Origin of the sequence: Streptomyces pactum, assembly GCF_016031615.1 — a bacterium.
Lineage (GTDB): Bacteria > Actinomycetota > Actinomycetes > Streptomycetales > Streptomycetaceae > Streptomyces > Streptomyces pactus.
Genome location: NZ_JACYXC010000001.1, coordinates 2,685,566 through 2,702,162 on the forward strand (window position 1 = coordinate 2,685,566; position 16,597 = coordinate 2,702,162).

Sequence of the window (16,597 nt, forward strand, 5' to 3'; positions counted from 1 at the left end):
GTGAGGTGGGCGAGGTGGAGTTCGTCGGTGGCGGCGAGGGGTTCGTCGGCGGCGAGGAGGACGCCGAGGGGCTGGTGGAGGAGGGGTCCGAGGGTGAGGCCGTCGGTGTGGCTGGGGTGGCGGATGATGCCGGCTTCGAGGGTGCCGGTGGTGAGTTCGGTGAGTTGGGTGGTGGTGGGGAGTTCGCGGAGGTGGAGGTGGGCGCCGGGTGAGTGGTCGCGGTAGCGAGTGATGAGGGCGGCGGTGGTGGGGCGCCGAGGGCGGGGGTACGGCGGCGCGGAGGGTGCCGGCGGCGCCGTCGTGGATGCGGGCGGCGGTGGTGGTGAGGCGGTCGGCGGCGGCGAGGAGGGTGTGGGTTTCGTGGAGGATGATGCGGCCGGCGGGGGTGAGGGTGACGCCGCGGCTGGTGCGGTCGAAGAGGCGGATGCCGAGTTCGCGTTCGAGGCGTTGGATGCGTTGGGAGAGGGAGGGCTGGGCGATGCGGAGGCGTTCGGCGGCGCGGCCGATGTGTTGTTCCTCGGCCACCGTGCGGAAGTAGCGGAGGTGCCGCAGCAGGTCCATGGGTCTGGGATCTTAGGCGGTGGGCTAGGATGGTCGGGTTGCTCGGCGAGGGACGCCGTGTGGGTGGGTTTCACACGGTGCATCCGTTATCGACGCGCTCTTCGTAGCAGGTCTGTCGTGGGCCGGGTGACGGTCCCCTGATCGGTTTTTCCTACGAGGAGTGCTCATGTCCGAGGTGAAGATCTCCGCTGCGGTGCGGAGCGAGTTCGGTAAGGGCGCGGCGCGCCGTACCCGTCGTGCGGGCCAGGTTCCGGGTGTCATCTACGGTCACGGGAGTGACCCGGTGCACGTGGCGCTTCCGGGCCACGAGCTGATGATGGCGCTGAAGACCCCGAACGTCCTGATCAGCCTGGATGTCGACGGCAAGAGCGAGCTGGTGATCCCGAAGGCGGTGCAGCGTGACCCGCTGAAGGGTTTCCTGGAGCACGTCGACCTGCTGCTGGTGAAGCGTGGCGAGAAGGTGACCGTCGAGATTCCGGTGCACACCGAGGGTGAGCTGGCGCCGGGTGGGAACCTGCTGGAGCACATCCTGTCGGCGCTGCCGGTGGAGACCGAGGCGACGCACATCCCGGAGTCGGTGACGGTGTCGGTGGAGGGTCTGGACGCCGGTCACTCGGTGCTCGCCAAGGACATCGAGCTGCCGAAGGGCACCTCGCTGGCCGTGGAGGAGGACGCCGTGGTGCTGCAGGTCGTGGCCGCGCAGGTGGAGGCTTCGGCCGAGGAGACCGCCGAGGGTGAGGGTGCCGAGGGCTGATCCGCCCGAGGTTCACGCACGTCGCCGCCCCGCTCCGTCCGGAGCGGGGCGGTCGTGTATGTCTGTAGCAGCAGCGGAGGGCGTCAGGTGATCGGTGTGATCGCCCGGCCCGGGCAGGAGAGGGAGCGATGAGCGTGCCGGACGGGCCGTGGCTGGTGGTGGGGCTGGGTAATCCCGGGCCGGAGTATGCCGGGAATCGCCACAATGTGGGGTTCATGGTGGCGGATCTGCTGGCGGAGCGGATGGGTGGGCGGTTCAAGGCGCACCGGTCGCGGGCGCAGGTGGTGGAGGGCCGGGTGGGGCCGCCGGGTCCGGTGGGGCGTCGGGTGGTGGTCGCCAAGCCGATGTCGTTCATGAATCTGTCGGGTGGTCCGGTGACGGCGCTGGCTGATTTCTACAAGGTGCCGGTGGAGCGGATGGTGGCGGTCCATGACGAGCTGGACATCGATTTCGGGGCGTTGCGGTTGAAGTGCGGGGGTGGGGACAACGGTCACAACGGGTTGAAGTCGATCACGAAGTCGCTGGGGCCGGGTTATCACCGGGTGCGGTTCGGGATCGGGCGTCCGCCGGGGCGGATGGATGTGGCGGCGTTCGTGCTGAAGGACTTCTCGTCGGTGGAGCGCCGGGAGCTGGATTATTTCGTGGACCGGGCGGCGGACGCGGTGGAGACGCTGATCGTGGACGGTCTGGAACGGGCGCAAGGCACGTACAACTCCTGATGTCGGCCGTGAGGTGACATGGGCGGGCACCGGGCCGCGAAGGGTGCGCGGAGGTTGACCGGGCGGTGAGGCATGGCCAAGGATCGCCGCCATGTCGTCGAGCAGTGGCACCGTTCCGGTCCGGCGCGGCCGGATGCGTCGGGTGGGTGAGAGCGCGTTCGGCGTGCTGTTGCTCGTGAAGCAGGTGGTGGTGGCGCTGATCGCGTCGGTGGTGCTGGTGGCGGGGGTGTGGGCGTCGTGGGGGACGGCGCAGCACGTGATGCTCGGCAAGGGGCGGGAGCGGGGGACGTTGCGGGTGCAGTCGTGTGGTGACGAGTGGTGTACGGGGGGTGTTCGTGCCGTCGGGGCGTCCGGCGGAGGCGCGGGGCAGGGATGCGGGTGGACGCGGGGGTGGCGGATGGTGAGGGTGACCGGGTTCCGGTGGTGGTGAAGCCGGATTCGCGGCAGACGGTGCGGACGGGGTGGGCGGGGGTGCTCCGTGCGTGGGTGCCGTTCGGGGGTTCGTTGATGCTGGCGGCGGTGCTGGTGGCGGGTGGGATGGGGGTTCCGTCGTACGGGGTGGGTACTGGGCGGGCTGGGGGCGGCGCTGCTGGGCGGGTCGTTCGTCGCGCTGCTGTGAGGTGCGGGGCGTAGGGCCGGCGGGGTGTGCCGCGTGGGCGCCAGGGGGCGCCGAGGGGTGTGCCGCGGCGGGTGCCGGGCGGGGTGGCGCTCCGGGTCGGCTGAGTGCCGCTGGTCGCGCCCGTGCGCGTGCCGGCCGAGGGCCGATGGTCGTGCCCGTACGCGTGCCGGCCGCGTGGTGGGCCCGTGCGTTGCCGGCGCGGGCCGCGGCCGTAGGTTTTTCCCGGCCCGCGCGGGGCCGGCCGCGCATCTGTGGCGGGCCGGCGTCGGGCCCGTCGGTCTTTCCCGTACGCGGTGCGTCCGCGCCGGTGCCCGGATTTCCGCGTGCCGGCTTTTCGTGGGGCGCGGGCTTGTGCGCGCCGGTGCAGGGTTTTTCGCGTGCCGGCTTTTCGTAGGGCGCGGGCTTGTGCGCGCCGGTGCCGGGTCTTTCGCGTGCAGGGTTTCGTACGGCGTGGGGTTCCGGGCGTGGCGCCGGGTTTTTCGTGGGGCGCGGGGTGCCGGGGGCGCTGCGCGCGGGCGCCGGGGCACTCCGGGGCGGGGGCTGCTGCGCGCGGGCGCCCGGGGACTCCGCGGCGGGGGGCTGCTGCGCGCGGGCGCCCAGGGGACTCCGCGGCGGGGGGGGGGCCGGAAGGACGCTCCGGGGGCGTTCCGCATACCGCTCACACCTGGACGATCATGCGCGGAACCCCCCTATTCACCGGATCGTTACCCGAGGTAATGCGGATGGATCGCCCTTCTCGCCGCATATCGGGGTCAAGCGCTGTTGACCCGGCGCGCGGGCTGTCGGAAGCTGGGCCGCCCATCCCCCGGCTTCACAGCCCGACAGCGAAGTTGGTTGTTCATGCGCGTTCTCTCCGTCGCGTGCGCGGCCGTGGTCGCGGCGTCCCCTGTGGTGCTCGTGTCCGCCGCCCACGCCACCGGGTCCGGCGGTCGTGGTGCCGCGCCGGTGCACGCCGCCGTCGCCCCGGTCGCCGGTTCCGCGGCCGGCGCCGGCCGGCCCGTCGTGGTGTCCTCCCGTCCCGCCGTACCGCCCGCGCCGCAGGTGCCGCATGTGGTGCGGTCCGTGGCGGACCCGGCCGGTCCGGTGGACGCGGCACGGCGGCCGGTCGTCACGGCGGAGTCGGAGCTGGCCCGGACCGGCGTGGGGCCGGTGGGCTGGATCGTGGGCGTCGCGGTGGCCGTGGTGGTGCTGGGTGTGCTGCTGGTCCGCCGGATGTCGCGCGACTGAGGCGTGGCGCCCGCACCGGGCCCGTTCCCCGAGTGATGTCCCCTGCCCGCGCCGGGCGCGTTCCCGGCGCCCGTCGGCCCTCCCGGCCCCCGGGCCCTGCCGGTGGTTCCCGCCGCGGCGGCAGGCTCCGTGGGAGACCGGAGAGGGAAGCGCCCATGGCAACGCGACCGGCCGGTGACCGCTCCGTGGGGAGCGGTCACCGGCCGGTTCCGTCCGCGGGCGTCGCCGGTACGGGCGGTGGCCGGCGGGCGCGGACGGTGCCGGGCGGCGCTCCGCGCCCGCCGGTGGGCGGGGTCAGCCGGTGTTGCGGAGGCCGGCGGCCACGCCGTTGACGGTGAGCAGCAGGGCGCGGCCGATCAGCGGGTCGGGTTCCTCGCCGCGCTGCCGGGCCTGGCGCTGCCGGTCGAGCAGGGCTACCTGGAGGTAGGAGATGGGGTCGAGGTAGGCGTCGCGGACGTGGAAGGTCTGCTTGAGCACCGGGCTGGCGTCGAGCAGTTCGGTTTCGCCGGTGATGCGCAGGACCTCGCGGACGGTGAGCTCGTGTTCGGCCTCGATGGTGGTGAAGACGTGCCGGAGTTCGGCGGGGACGAGGGTGTCCACGTAGTGGCGGGCGATGCGCAGGTCGGTCTTGGCGAGGGTCATCTCCACGTTGGAGAGGAAGTTGCGGAAGAAGTGCCAGTGCTGGTGCATCTCGTCGAGGACCTCGTCGAGGCCGGCTTCGCGGGCGGCGCGCAGGCCGGAGCCGACGCCGAACCAGCCGGGGACGATCTGCCGGGACTGGGTCCAGCCGAAGACCCAGGGGATGGCGCGGAGTCCGTCGAGGCCGGCGCCGGAGTCGGGGCGGCGGGAGGGGCGGGAGCCGAGGTGGAGGTCGGCGAGCTGGTCGACGGGGGTGGAGGCGAAGAAGTAGGCGGGCAGGTCGGGGTCTTCGACCAGGCGCCGGTAGGCGGCGTGGGCGGCGTCGGAGACGGTTTCCATCGCGGCGTCCCAGCGGGCGAGTGCCTCGCCGGACTGGCGGGGTGCGGTGTGCAGGGCGGACGCCTGGAGGGTGGCGGCGACGGTGAGTTCGAGGTTCTCCCGGGCGAGTGAGGGCACCAGGTACTTGTCGGAGATGACCTCGCCCTGTTCGGTGACCTTGATCTCGCCTTCGAGGGTGCCCCAGGGCTGGGCGAGGATGGCGTCGTGGGAGGGGCCGCCGCCGCGGCCGACGGTGCCGCCGCGGCCGTGGAAGAGGCGCAGTCGTACGCCGTGCCGGTGGGCGACGTCGCGGAGGAGTCGCTGGGCGCGGTGGATCTCCCACTGGGAGGTGGTGATGCCGCCGAACTTGGAGGAGTCGGAGTAGCCGAGCATGACCTCCTGGACGTCGCCGCGGAGGGAGACGAGCCGCCGGTAGGAGGGGTCGGAGAGCATTTCGTCGAGCAGCTGGTCGGCGATGCGGAGCTCGTCGGTGGTTTCCAGCAGCGGGACGATGCCGATCTTGGCCCAGCCGGCGTGCAGGTCGATGAGTCCGGCCTCGCGGGCGAGGACGGCGGCGGCGAGGACGTCGTCGGAGCCCTGGCACATGGAGATGATGTAGGACTCGACGACTTCGGGGCCGAAGCGTTCGAAGGCTTCGCGGATGGTGTGGAAGACGCCGAGGGTCTTGGCGCCGGCGGCGTCGAGGGGGGCGGGTGAGGGGGCGAGGGGACGGCGGGAGCGCAGTTCCCTGGCGAGGAGCTTGCGGCGGTAGTCGCGTGGCATGTCCGCGTACCGCCAGGATTCCTCACCCAGTCGGTCGAACAGCTGGCCGAGTGCGTGGTGGTGGGCGTCGGCGTGTTCGCGGACGTCCATGGTGGCGAGCTGGAGGCCGAAGGCCGCGAGGGTGCGGATGGTCCGTTCCATGCGGCCGTCGGCGATCAGTTCGCCGCGGTGGGCCCGGAGGGATTCCTGGGCGAGGGCGAGGTCGGCGATGAGCTCGGCGGTGCCGAGGTAGTCGCGGCCGGGCTGGTGCGGGGTGCCGGCGGCGAGCCGGGCGCGGGTGTTGAGGAGCTTCTGCCGGATGCAGGTGGCCTTGAGGCGGTAGGGCTCCTCGGCGTTGAGCCGCTTGTAGCGGGGGCTGATCTCGGGCAGCGCGTCCAGGTCGCGGCGGAGGGAGGTGAGGAGTTCCTCGGTGGCGCCGCTGTTGCGGATGGAGTTGGACAGCGCGGAGCGCAGGTCGTCGATCAGCTCGATGGCGTCGTTGATGCCGTGTTCGTGCTGGAGGAGGAGGACGTCCCAGGTCACCTCGGGGGTGACGTTGGGGTTGCCGTCGCGGTCGCCGCCGATCCAGGTGCCGAAGGTGAGCGGGCGGGTGCCGGGGGGCAGCGGGGCGCCGACGCGTTCGAGTTCGGCGGCGAGGTCCTCCAGGACGTCGCCGACGGCGCCGGCGTGCAGCTCGTCGAGGTAGTAGATGGCGTTGCGGGCCTCGTCGGCGGGCTCCGGGCGGGCGACGCGGAGTTCGTCGGTCTGCCAGAGCAGGTCGATGTTCTCGGCCAGGCGCCGGTCGATGCGGCGGGAGTCCTCGCCGGCGGCGAGCCGGTCGAGCAGGACGGCGATGCGGCGGAGCTTGTTGAGGACGCTGCGGCGGGCGGCCTCGGTGGGGTGGGCGGTGAAGACCGGCCGGACGTTGAGGTGCTCGACGGTCTGCCGCAGGTGGGCGGGGTCGGCGTCCTTGAGCTGGTCGGCGGTGCGGGCGAGGATGCCGCCCTCGGCGGTGCGGCGGGCGCGCAGTTCGCGGCCGCGGTGGACCTGCTCGGTGACGTTCGCCAGATGGAAGTAGGTGGAGAACGCACGGACGAGCTTGGCGGCGGTCTGCAGGTCGGTGGACCTCAGGAGTTCCGCGGCGGCGTCGCCGTCCGTTCGGGTGAGGGCGCGCACCCGCTCCACGAGGTCGAGAAGCTCGGGGCCTTCCTGGCGGACGAGGGTCTCGCCGAGGAGTTCGCCCAGGCGGCGGATGTCGGCGCGCAGCGCTGCGCTGCGCCGCGCTTCGGTCTCCTCGCCGCCGTTCCCGGCGCCGGGTACGAGGCTGGTGTGGTCGGCACTGCTCACAGGTGCGGCTCCTTGCGATGAATGAGCACGTCTGGGGGGTGCGGACCGCGCTGTCCGACGGAGTCAAGGATATGGGGCCGGGGGCTCGCGGGTAGAAGAGCCTCGTGATGGGCCTCGCCGCCCTGCCATACTTACGAAACCGTAGGTTACGGACCCGTAGTCCGTCCCCCGAACCCCCCGAGGGAACTTATGAGCGCTAGCCCCGACGTGGTTGAAGACCCGCCGAAGGCCCAGGAGAACCCGCTTCCGTCCGCCACGCTGGGCGGCGACAGCAAGCGGTCCATCGAGCAGATCACGCTGATGCTCTTCATCGTGGTCCCCTTCATCGCCCTGCTGGCGGCGATCCCGCTGGCCTGGGGCTGGGGTGTGAGCTGGCTGGATCTGGGGCTGATGGTGGTCATGTACTACATCGGCTGCCATGGCATCACCATCGGTTTTCACCGGTACTTCACCCATGGTTCCTTCAAGGCGAAGCGGCCGCTGCGGATCGCGCTGGCGATCGCGGGTTCGCTGGCGGTGGAGGGCCCCCTGGTGCGCTGGGTGGCCGACCACCGCAAGCACCACAAGTACTCCGACGCGGAGGGCGACCCGCACTCCCCGTGGCGGTACGGCGAGACCGTCCCGGCGCTGATGAAGGGCCTGTGGTGGGCCCACATCGGGTGGATGTTCGACCAGGAGCAGACGCCGCAGCAGAAGTACGCCCCTGACCTGATCAAGGACAGCGCGACCCGGCGGATCTCCCGGCAGTTCGCCCTGTGGACGGTGGTCTCGCTCGCCATCCCGCCGCTGGTGGGCGGTCTGGTGACGTGGTCCTGGCAGGGTGCGCTGACCGCGTTCTTCTGGGGGTCACTCGTCCGGGTGGCGCTGCTGCACCATGTGACGTGGTCGATCAATTCCATCTGCCACGCGGTGGGCAAGCGGCCGTTCAAGTCGCGGGACCGCTCCGGGAACGTGTGGTGGCTGGCCGTGCTCTCGTGCGGCGAGTCGTGGCACAACCTCCACCACGCCGACCCGACCTGTGCCCGGCACGGGGTGATGCGCGGACAGCTGGACTCCAGCGCGCGGATCATCCGCTGGTTCGAGAAGCTCGGGTGGGCGTACGACGTGCGCTGGCCGACCGAGGACCGCATCGCCGCCCGCCGCAAGGACGACGCCGTACAGGCGGCATGATGGTGGGGTGGCGATCGACAGTGGACGTAGCAGCGGCAAGGAGCGGGACCGGCCCCCGACATCGGGGGGCCGTCGCACCCGTCGCCGGATGACCGGCAAGGAGCGCCGCGAGCAGCTGCTGGACGTCGGTCGCACCGTGTTCGCCGCCCGGGGGTTCGAAGGCACGTCGGTGGAGGAGATCGCGGCCAAGGCCGGGGTCTCCAAGCCGGTGGTGTACGAGCACTTCGGCGGCAAGGAGGGGCTGTACGCGGTCGTGGTCGACCGCGAGATGCGGCAGCTGCTCGACATGGTGACCGGGGCGCTGACCGCGGGCCATCCGCGGGAGCTGCTGGAGCAGGCGGCATTCGCCCTGCTGGATTACATCGACGAGTACACCGACGGGTTCCGCATCCTGGTGCGGGACTCCCCCGTCGCCCAGTCCACCGGCACCTTCGCGTCGCTGATCAGCGACATCGCCACCCAGGTGGAGGACATCCTGGGGCTGGAGTTCAAGGCGCGCGGTTTCGACGCCAAGCTGGCGCCGCTGTACGCGCAGGCGCTGGTGGGCATGGTGGCGCTGACCGGCCAGTGGTGGCTGGATGTGCGCAAGCCGAAGAAGGCCGAGGTGGCGGCGCACCTGGTGAACCTGGCCTGGCACGGGCTGGACGGCCTGGAGCCCAAGCCGCGGCTGATCGGGCACCGGCGCAACTGAGCCGGCCCGGATGCCCTGCCCCGGGTGTCCGACCGTCGCGTCCGCGTGCGGGGGAGCGGTGCCCCGCACGCGGACGCGCCGGGGTCACGCCCTGCGCCTCCTCACCGGACGAACCGGGCCGGGTGGTGCCGACGCGCTGCGGGACGGCCCGGCCCGGGCCGCCTCCCGCGGGCGTCGCGCCCCGTACACCGGTGGGCCTGCCCCTGTACACCGGTGGCTCCGCCCCCGTACCGGTGGGTCGGCCCCCGTACGCCGGTGGGTCCGCCATCTCCTCGGCGCGGCTTTCCGGTGCAACGCCCCGGGACGCCCCCGTGCCCCGGGCGCGACGATGGGGATATGGCGGGGATGGGGTTACCGGCCGGTGTTTGTCCGGTCGTGCTCTCCCGAACGCCGTCTTCCGGATCCATACTGAGCGCCTGTCTGCGCGGCATCCGGGGGGCCACGGTGAACGACGGCTGGATCGTGGCGGCGGTGCTGCTCTGCTGCCCGCTGCTGGTGGCGGTGCGGCGCCGGGCGCGGCACCGGGAGCCGTCCGGGCCGGCGGCGGTACCGGCCGACCCGTGGCACATCGCCTATCTGGCGGGTGGCGCCGGGCGGGTCGCCGATCTCGCCCTCTTCCTGGGGCACTGCGGCGGACGGCTGCGGCTGGAGGGCGTCCAGGTGCACCCCGCGCCGCCTCGGCCGGAGACGGCGGCGGGTGCCGGGAAGCCCGCGGACGCCGGCCCGGCGGTCACCGGGATGGAGCGCGTGGTGCTCGGCCTGGGCACGTCCGAGCGGCCCCGGGAGGTCGCCGAGGTCCGGTCCGAGCTGCGGGACCACGGCGCGGTGAAGGCGCTCGGGGAGCCGCTGGTGGCCTGCGGGGCGATGTGGGACGAGCGGAACCGCCCGACGGAAGGGCTGGCCGCCGTGTCGGGGCTGGCCTGTCTGGCCACCGGGGTCTGTGTGATCTTCCTGGACTGGCCGGTGACGGAGACCGAGGCCCGCTGGGCGCTGGGCGCTCTGGCGCTGCTGGTGCTCATCTCCGTCGGGTTGATCGTGCCGGAGTACGGCCGGCTGACGCCCGCGGGCGAGAAGGCGCATCTGGGGCTGTCGGTGGCCCATCCGCGCCGGGAGGTCGCCGAGTGGTCCGCCGCCGACCTGCCGGCCGGGGCCGGCGGAGCGCTGTGGGCCACCGAGGGGCAGTGGGCGACGGCCGTGTTGTTCGCCCTGTACGGCACGGAGGTGCTGCCGAGCACGGGGGTGCGGCAGGTGCTGGAGACGGCGAAGTCCAAGAACGAGGAGAGTGACGGCGCGAGCGGCGGGTGCGGTGGCTGCGGCGGGTGCGGGGGCTGCGGCTGCGGCTGAGCGGCCCCCGCCGGTGTGCCGGGCCGGACCCACCGGGCGGACGCGACAGGCCCGGCCGGGACACCCCGCGCCGCGCCGCCCGGGGCCGCCCGGTGGGCCGGACGGCCCCGGCAGGCGGTGTCAGCCGTCCGCGCGGCGGGCCACCGCGAAGATCCGCCGGAACGGGAACGGGGTGCCGTAGGCGCCGGCCGGGTACGCCTTGCGCAGCAGGTCGCGGTACTCGGCGAGGAATTCCTCGGTGGCCTCCGGGTCGTCGCCCAGCGCGGTGAGGACGGGGCGGAGCGCGGTGCCCTTGACCCACTCCAGCACCGGGTCCTGGCCCTGGAGGAGCTGCACGTAGGTGGTCTCCCAGGCGTCCACCTCGCACCCGAGCGCCATCAGCCGTTCCAGGTAGTCCGCGGGGGTGAGGATGTGGACGAAGCCGCGGCCGAGGCCGGCGAGCCGGTCGCGCCAGGGCGGGGAGTCGCACAGGTCGCCGAGGAGGGCGTGGCTGGGGGCGGTGAAGTTGCCGGGGACCTGGAAGGCGAGGACGCCGCCGGGCGGCAGGGCGTCGATCCAGCGGGGGAAGGAGTCGGCGTGGCCGGGGACCCACTGGAGGGCGGCGTTGGAGACGATCAGGTCGTACCCGTGGTCGGGCGTCCAGTCGGTGGCGTCGGCGGGCCGGAAGTCCAGGTGACCGCCGCCGGGGGTGGGGCCGGCGAGCGGGCGGGCCTCGGCGAGCATCTCCGGGGAGTTGTCGTATCCGGTGATGTGGGCGTCCGGCCAGCGGTCGGCGAGCAGCCGGGTGACGTTGCCGGGCCCGCAGCCGAGGTCGGCGATGCGCGGCGGGCGGCCGGTGGCGGGCAGCCGGGGTATCCGGGCCAGCAGGTCGAGGAAGGGGCGGGTGCGGTGCGCCGCGTGCCTGAGGTACTGCTGCGGATCCCAGGACGGTGGGGTGTGCATGGTGGAGTCCCCTTGCAGGTACGGTCGGTACGAAGTGGAGCGGTGCCTGCCGCGGGTGCGGCTCTGGCGCCTTCGCTGCCCAGCCGCTCCCACGCACATACCTTGACATCAAGAGACTTCACATCGACAGACCTATTACACTGATCGATATGGAGGACGAGGTCGATCGGCTGGTGGCAGCATGGCGACGCGAGCGCCCTGACCTCGACGTGGAGCCGCTGGAAGTGCTCAGCCGGGTGAGCAGGCTCGCCCGCCATCTGGACCGGGCCCGGCGTCTGGCGTTCTCCGAGCATCAGCTGGAGCCCTGGGAGTTCGACGTCCTCACCTCGCTGCGGCGCGCCGGGGCACCGTACCAGCTCTCGCCGGGTCAGCTCCTGACCCAGACGCTGGTCACCTCGGGCACCATGACCAACCGTATCGACCGGCTGGCGAAGAAGGGGCTGGTGGAGCGGCTGCCGGACCCCAGTGACCGGCGCGGGGTGCTGGTCCGGCTCACCTCCGAGGGCCGGGACCGGGCCGACCAGGCGCTGGCCGGGCTGCTGGAGCAGGAGCGGGCGATCCTGGCGGAGCTGAGCCGGGACCAGCGCGCGGAACTCGCCTCGCTGCTGCGCCGGCTGACCGCGCCGTTCGACAACATCCCGGGCTGACGCGGGCCGGACCGGCGTCCGTCCGTACGTGCACCCCCGGCCCGCCCGCGGCTCCTGTCACCGCAGGCCGCGGACCCCGTCCGCGCGGGTCCCGGGCGCGCCGCCGGCCGCCGTCTGCGCCCCGGCGCCGCCGTCCGCGCCCAGGTCCACCGGGCCGACGCCGGCCCGCCGGGCCAGTGCCACGGCGGCCAGTGTGGAGTGCACGCCCAGCTTGCCGAGGACGTTCTGCATATGGGTGCGGACGGTGTGCGGGGAGAGGTAGAGGCGTTCGGCGACCGCCTTGCGGCCCAGCCCGGCGACCATGCACCGCAGCACCTCGCGTTCGCGCGGGGTGAGGGACTCCACCAGGCGTTCGCTCTCGGTGCGGTGCTTGCGGGCCGCGGTCAGCTCCCGCAGCACCCCGGTGAGCAGGGCCGGGGGCAGGTGGGTCTCGTCGCGCAGGACGCCGCGGATGACGGTGAGGAGCCGGGCCAGCGAGCAGTCCTTGGCGACCCAGCCGCAGGCCCCGGCCTGGAGCGCGGCGGCGGCGCGGCGGGGGTCGTCACGCTCGGCGAGTACCACCGCGCGTGCCCCGGGGTGGGCGGTGCGGACCGCGCTGACCAGGGAGAGGCCGTCCACCACGGTCCGTGTCTCGGTGCCGGCGCGGCCCGGCGGGTGCGGTCCGGGGGCGGGGGGTTCGGTGGTGGCCGCACCGAGGTCGGCGTCCACCAGGGTGACGTCGAAGCGGCGGCCCTCGGCGGCGCCGCGGTCCAGGCAGCGCAGTGCCGCCGCCCCGCTGCCGGCCGCGGCGACCTCGACGTCCTGTTCGGCGGCGAGGGCGGCGGCCAGCGACTCGGCGAAGATGCGGTGGTCATCGACCACCAGAACCCGGATACGTGCCACGGCCCACCCCCCATGTCGCCGGTTTGCGCAGAAGATCAGTGGCCCCCGCCCCCGCCGGGCACCGCGCGCCGAACGCCGTCCGGGGAGGAACGTCGGCCCCGCCGGTGTGCAGATCAGGCTACGACCGGCTCTGGGCCACGGTGGCAAAACGGAGAAACTGCCCGCCCCACCCCGTCACGGTGGAGTTAGTTTTCCGCATCCCCATTGAAGTCAATCAAGTTTGACGCAATTTGATCGATAAAGGGGGCAGGAGAGCGGGATATGGCCGGGAGGCGCCGGTTCGCCACGGCCCCGCCCGGGAGGCCGCGGCGGCCGTCCGGGAAGCCGTGCCCCTTCCGGGATGCGGTCCCGGTGCCGTGCCCCTCCCGGGGTGCGGGGGCGCGTCGGCCGGCGGGTCACAGGCGGGAGTGTGGATGGACGGCTCCGGGGGCGCGCGGAACCGGGTGGCGCGGGGGGGCCGGACGTGGGGGGCGGTACGGACGCGCGGGCCGCGGGCACGGCGGCCGAGTGATGCGGGGGTGGGGGGGGACGGCCGGGCGACAGGAGCGCGCGCTCACCGGCCACCTCCCCCCGCCGCCCGTACGCCCCTCACCACCATCCCCGCCGGCCGCGGCAGCCGGCGGGGATGGCCCGCCCGCGCGGCGGGGGCCGGTCAGCGCAGGCGGCGCGCGCCGGGGGGACGGCAGGGCGGGGAAGATCCGGGGGGCGCGGTGGCCGGCCGCCGCGAACGCCGCGCGCACCGCGTCGGCCACCGCGCCGGCCCGTTCCTCGCGCACCAGGACGACGGCCGATCCGCCGAAGCCGCCGCCGGTCATCCGGGCGCCCAGCGCGCCGGCGTCGTTCGCCGCCGCGACCACCAGGTCGAGTTCGGCGCAGGAGACCTCGAAGTCGTCGCGGCAGGAGGCGTGCCCGGCGGTCAGCACGGGTCCGATCGCCTCCGGTTCGCCGGCGTCGAGCAGCGTGATGACCTGTTCCACCCGGTGGTTCTCGGTGACCACGTGGCGGACCCGGCGCGGCAGCGTGCCGTCGTCGCCGGGTCCCGCCTGCCGGGCGAGTGCGGTCAGGGCGTCGTCCAGACGCGCGTACGGCACGTCGCGCAGGGCGCGCACCCCGAGCGCCCGCGCACCGGCCTCGCAGGAGGCGCGCCGCCGGGCGTACGCGCCGTCGGCGAGATCGTGCTTGACCCGGGTGTCCACCACGAGCAGCCGCAGTCCGGCGGCGGCGAGGTCCAGGGGCACCTGGCGCAGCCGCAGGTCGCGGGTGTCGAGGAAGACGGCGTGGCCGGCGGTGCAGCAGGCCGAGGCCATCTGGTCCATGATCCCGCAGGGCACGCCCACGTAGGCGTTCTCGGCGCGCCGGCACAGTTCGGCGATCCGTCGCGGCGGGAGGCCGAGGCCGTACAGGTCGTTGAGCGCGGTGGCGGTGGCGACCTCCAGCGCGGCGGAGGAGGACAGTCCGGCGCCGGTGGGCACCGTGCTGGTGAGGTGGAGGTCGGCGCCGCCCACCGGCAGGCCCTGTTCCCGCATCGCCCACACCACGCCCGCCGGGTAGGAGGTCCAGGCGCCGGCGGGCCGGGTGCGGGGGTCGAGGGTGTCCACGGTGAGCGTGGCCACGGCCGGCGGCTGCCCGCCGGCCGTGCCGTGCCGTCCCGTGCCCGGTGCGTTCCCGGAGCACAGCCGCAGGAGGCCGTCGGGGCGTGCCGAGGCGGCGGCGAGGGTGGTGTGCGGCAGGGCGAGCGGCATCACGAAGCCGTCGTTGTAGTCGGTGTGCTCGCCGATGAGGTTGATCCGGCCGGGGGCCGCCCAGACGCCGGCCGGGGCGGTCCCGTACACCTCCCGGTACGCCGTCGCGGCCTGCTCGGGGTCGAGCTCCGGGGCGGGCTCGGGGGGTTCGGTCACGCGGTCTCCTTCCGCCGGGCGAACTCCCAGGCGTCCGCCACGATGCCGGCCAGGTCGGTGCGGCTGGGCCGCCAGCCCAGCAGCTCCTTGGCGCGCTCGGCGGAGGCGACCAGGACCGCCGGGTCGCCGCCCCGGCGGGGGGCGGTCACCTCGGGGACCGGGTGGCCGGTGACCTTGCGCACGGTCTCGATGACCTCGCGGACGGAGAAGCCGTTGCCGTTGCCCAGGTTGCAGATCAGGTGTTCGCCGGCGCGGGCGGCGTCGAGGGCGAGCAGGTGGGCCTCGGCGAGGTCGGCGACGTGGATGTAGTCGCGGACGCAGGTGCCGTCGGGGGTGGGGTAGTCGTCGCCGAAGACCGAGATGGCCTCCCGGCGGCCCTGCGCGACCTGGAGCACCAGCGGGATGAGGTGGGTCTCGGGGTCGTGGCGCTCGCCGTAGGTGGTGCCGTCCGCGGCGCGGTGGGCGCCGGCGACGTTGAAGTAGCGCAGCGAGACCGCGGCCAGGCCGTGCGCCGCGCACTCGCCGCTGATCATGTGGTCCACGGCCAGCTTGGAGGCGCCGTAGGGGTTGGTGGGCGCGGTGGGGGCGTCCTCGGGGATCGGGGCGGTCTCCGGCTCGCCGTAGGTGGCGGCGGTGGAGGAGAAGACCAGGGTCCGCACGCCCGCGTCGCGCATCGCGGCGAGCAGTGCGGTGGTACCGCCCACGTTGTTGACCCAGTACTTCTCCGGGTTCACCACCGACTCGCCGACCTGCGAGAACGCGGCGAAGTGGAGCACTGCGCGGTAGGAGGGGTCGAGCCACTTCGCGGCGTCCTGGATGCGTCCCTCGATGAACTCCGCGCCGGCCGGGACACCGGCGCGGTGTCCGGTGGACAGGTCGTCGAGCACGGTCACCTGGTGCCCCGCCTCCAGCAGGTGCGCGGCGACCACGCTGCCGACATAGCCCGCGCCGCCGGTGACCAGGTACTTGTTGCCCATCGTTAACTCGCTACCTCTCGCAGTCGCTCGGCCGCCGCCTCGGGCGGCACGTCGTTGATGAACACACTCATGCCGGATTCGGAACCCGCGAGGAACTTCAGTTTGCCGGGAGTACGTCGGATGGTGAAAAGCTCTAGGTGGAGGGCGAACGCGGCCCGGTCGGGGTGGTGGAAGGGCGCCTGGTGCCAGCCGGAGATGTACGGGGTGGGCGGCCGGCCGGGCCCGAAGATCCGGTCGAAGCGGCGCAGCAGTTCCAGGTAGAGGCCGGGGAACTCGGCGCGCGCCGGGGCGTCGAGGTCCCGCAGGTCCGGGACGCGGCGGTGCGGGTAGAGGTGCACCTCGTAGGGCCAGTGGGCGGCGTAGGGGACGAAGGCGGTCCAGTGGTCCCCGGCCAGCACCACACGCCGCCCGTCGGCCCGCTCGTCGGCGAGGACGTCGTCGAAGAGGTTGCGGCCGGTGTCGCGGTGGTGTCCGGCGGCCGACCGCAGCATGGCCTCGGTGCGCGGGGTGGTGAAGGGGTAGCCGTAGATCTGGCCGTGCGGGTGGCCGAGGGTGACGCCGATCTCCTGGCCGCGGTTCTCGAAGCAGTAGACCTGGGCCACGGCGGGGTGCGCCGCCAGGGCTGCGGTGCGGTCGGTCCAGGCGTCCAGGACCAGGGCGGCGCGCTCCTCGGTGAGGTCGGCGAAGGAGGCGTCGTGGTCGGCGGTGAAGCAGACCACCTCGCACCGGCCCAGGTCGCCGGCGAGGGAGGGGAACCGGTTCTCGAAGACCGCGACCTCGTAGTCGGCGGCCGGGATCTCGGTGAGCCGGCCCCGCTCGGGGCGGGAGGGGCACAGCGGGCACTGGTCGGCGGGCGGGTGATAGGTGCGGCCCTGCCGGTGTGAGGCGATGGCGACGGTGTCGCCGAGCAGCCGGTCGGTGCGGACCTCGGTGGTGGTGACGGTGGGGTCCAGGGGGCGCCGGTCGGGCGCGTCACGGACCGCGTCGTCGCGGGTGTCGTAGTAGATCAGCTCACGTCCGTCGGCGAGCCGGATGGTCGTCTTCTTCACGCGCAGCTCACCTCACCACACCGACCAACAGAAGCGCACACAACAAATCAC

The 16,597-nt window shown here is 73.6% G+C and carries 13 protein-coding genes and 3 pseudogenes; 8 read left to right on the forward strand and 8 right to left on the reverse strand.

Annotated features, from left to right (window positions below):
* Nucleotides 1-14 precede the first annotated feature (14 nt).
* Together IHE55_RS32245 and IHE55_RS32250 are read right to left on the reverse strand one after the other, a co-directional pair.
* Nucleotides 15-233 (reverse strand): annotated as a pseudogene (locus IHE55_RS32245) (LysR substrate-binding domain-containing protein); the annotation flags it as partial.
* Between the two features lie 151 nt (nucleotides 234-384).
* Nucleotides 385-561 (reverse strand): annotated as a pseudogene (locus IHE55_RS32250) (LysR family transcriptional regulator); the annotation flags it as partial.
* A 166-nt stretch (nucleotides 562-727) separates the two neighbouring features.
* Here IHE55_RS32250 and IHE55_RS10445 point away from each other — a divergent pair.
* The 4 genes from IHE55_RS10445 to IHE55_RS10460 all read left to right on the forward strand — a co-directional run bounded on the left by IHE55_RS10445 (nucleotide 728) and on the right by IHE55_RS10460 (nucleotide 3,880).
* The gene (locus IHE55_RS10445) at nucleotides 728-1,315 is read left to right on the forward strand and encodes a 50S ribosomal protein L25/general stress protein Ctc (RefSeq protein WP_197988774.1); all 588 of its coding nucleotides are present in this window, start codon (nucleotides 728-730) and stop codon (nucleotides 1,313-1,315) included.
* A 128-nt stretch (nucleotides 1,316-1,443) separates the two neighbouring features.
* A complete protein-coding gene (gene pth / locus IHE55_RS10450) occupies nucleotides 1,444-2,034 on the forward strand; it encodes an aminoacyl-tRNA hydrolase (RefSeq protein WP_197988775.1) in 591 nt (196 codons plus the stop codon).
* Nucleotides 2,035-2,125: 91 nt separating this feature from the next.
* The gene (locus IHE55_RS32590) at nucleotides 2,126-2,464 is read left to right on the forward strand and encodes a hypothetical protein (protein ID WP_307826603.1); all 339 of its coding nucleotides are present in this window, start codon (nucleotides 2,126-2,128) and stop codon (nucleotides 2,462-2,464) included.
* 1,029 nt (nucleotides 2,465-3,493) lie between these two features.
* On the forward strand, nucleotides 3,494-3,880 hold the full coding sequence (locus IHE55_RS10460) for a hypothetical protein (protein WP_197988776.1): 387 nt from the start codon (nucleotides 3,494-3,496) through the stop codon (nucleotides 3,878-3,880).
* Between the two features lie 294 nt (nucleotides 3,881-4,174).
* Here the strand turns inward: IHE55_RS10460 and ppc are convergent, their stop codons facing one another.
* Nucleotides 4,175-6,865, reverse strand: a complete 2,691-nt coding sequence (ppc, locus tag IHE55_RS10465; protein WP_197991921.1) for a phosphoenolpyruvate carboxylase — start codon at nucleotides 6,863-6,865, stop codon at nucleotides 4,175-4,177.
* A gap of 270 nt (nucleotides 6,866-7,135) precedes the next feature.
* Between ppc and IHE55_RS10470 the strand changes: the two genes are divergently transcribed.
* The 3 genes from IHE55_RS10470 to IHE55_RS10480 all read left to right on the forward strand — a co-directional run bounded on the left by IHE55_RS10470 (nucleotide 7,136) and on the right by IHE55_RS10480 (nucleotide 10,151).
* Complete coding sequence (locus IHE55_RS10470) at nucleotides 7,136-8,116, forward strand: acyl-CoA desaturase (RefSeq protein ID WP_197988777.1); 981 nt, start codon at nucleotides 7,136-7,138, stop codon at nucleotides 8,114-8,116.
* Between the two features lie 7 nt (nucleotides 8,117-8,123).
* Nucleotides 8,124-8,807 (forward strand): TetR family transcriptional regulator, encoded by a 684-nt coding sequence (locus tag IHE55_RS10475; protein ID WP_372442647.1) that lies wholly within the window; start codon nucleotides 8,124-8,126, stop codon nucleotides 8,805-8,807.
* Nucleotides 8,808-9,251: 444 nt separating this feature from the next.
* A complete protein-coding gene (locus IHE55_RS10480) occupies nucleotides 9,252-10,151 on the forward strand; it encodes a TIGR04222 domain-containing membrane protein (protein WP_197988778.1) in 900 nt (299 codons plus the stop codon).
* A 120-nt stretch (nucleotides 10,152-10,271) separates the two neighbouring features.
* Here the strand turns inward: IHE55_RS10480 and IHE55_RS10485 are convergent, their stop codons facing one another.
* Complete coding sequence (locus IHE55_RS10485; protein WP_197988779.1) at nucleotides 10,272-11,093, reverse strand: trans-aconitate 2-methyltransferase; 822 nt, start codon at nucleotides 11,091-11,093, stop codon at nucleotides 10,272-10,274.
* 149 nt (nucleotides 11,094-11,242) lie between these two features.
* Between IHE55_RS10485 and IHE55_RS10490 the strand changes: the two genes are divergently transcribed.
* Entirely contained in the window at nucleotides 11,243-11,740 is a 498-nt protein-coding gene (locus IHE55_RS10490) for a MarR family winged helix-turn-helix transcriptional regulator (protein WP_197988780.1), read from the forward strand.
* 57 nt (nucleotides 11,741-11,797) lie between these two features.
* On the opposite strand, the gene IHE55_RS10495 is transcribed toward IHE55_RS10490, so the two are convergent.
* The 4 genes and pseudogenes from IHE55_RS10495 to galT all read right to left on the reverse strand — a co-directional run bounded on the left by IHE55_RS10495 (nucleotide 11,798) and on the right by galT (nucleotide 16,546).
* The gene (locus tag IHE55_RS10495; RefSeq protein WP_197988781.1) at nucleotides 11,798-12,622 is read right to left on the reverse strand and encodes a response regulator transcription factor; all 825 of its coding nucleotides are present in this window, start codon (nucleotides 12,620-12,622) and stop codon (nucleotides 11,798-11,800) included.
* Between the two features lie 652 nt (nucleotides 12,623-13,274).
* Nucleotides 13,275-14,520, reverse strand: a pseudogene (gene galK, locus IHE55_RS10500) (galactokinase).
* Nucleotides 14,517-15,497 carry a UDP-glucose 4-epimerase GalE gene (gene galE, locus IHE55_RS10505; RefSeq protein ID WP_197988783.1) on the reverse strand — a complete coding sequence of 327 codons (981 nt, stop codon included), beginning with the start codon at nucleotides 15,495-15,497 and terminating at the stop codon, nucleotides 14,517-14,519. The pseudogene galK and the gene galE overlap by 4 nt, the downstream one beginning before the upstream one ends.
* 2 nt (nucleotides 15,498-15,499) lie before the next feature.
* Nucleotides 15,500-16,546, reverse strand: a complete 1,047-nt coding sequence (gene galT, locus IHE55_RS10510; RefSeq protein ID WP_197988784.1) for a galactose-1-phosphate uridylyltransferase — start codon at nucleotides 16,544-16,546, stop codon at nucleotides 15,500-15,502.
* Nucleotides 16,547-16,597: the final 51 nt, after the last annotated feature.

What these genes read in the sequence shown, in the direction of transcription:
- IHE55_RS10445 (WP_197988774.1), top strand. Translation starts at nt 728, where the DNA reads ATGTCCGAGGTGAAGATCTCCGCTGCGGTGCGGAGCGAGTTCGGTAAG.
- pth (WP_197988775.1), top strand. Translation starts at nt 1,444, where the DNA reads ATGAGCGTGCCGGACGGGCCGTGGCTGGTGGTGGGGCTGGGTAATCCC.
- IHE55_RS32590 (WP_307826603.1), top strand. Translation starts at nt 2,126, where the DNA reads ATGTCGTCGAGCAGTGGCACCGTTCCGGTCCGGCGCGGCCGGATGCGT.
- IHE55_RS10460 (WP_197988776.1), top strand. Translation starts at nt 3,494, where the DNA reads ATGCGCGTTCTCTCCGTCGCGTGCGCGGCCGTGGTCGCGGCGTCCCCT.
- IHE55_RS10470 (WP_197988777.1), top strand. Translation starts at nt 7,136, where the DNA reads ATGAGCGCTAGCCCCGACGTGGTTGAAGACCCGCCGAAGGCCCAGGAG.
- IHE55_RS10485 (WP_197988779.1), bottom strand. Translation starts at nt 11,093, where the DNA reads ATGCACACCCCACCGTCCTGGGATCCGCAGCAGTACCTCAGGCACGCG.
- IHE55_RS10490 (WP_197988780.1), top strand. Translation starts at nt 11,243, where the DNA reads ATGGAGGACGAGGTCGATCGGCTGGTGGCAGCATGGCGACGCGAGCGC.
- galE (WP_197988783.1), bottom strand. Translation starts at nt 15,497, where the DNA reads ATGGGCAACAAGTACCTGGTCACCGGCGGCGCGGGCTATGTCGGCAGC.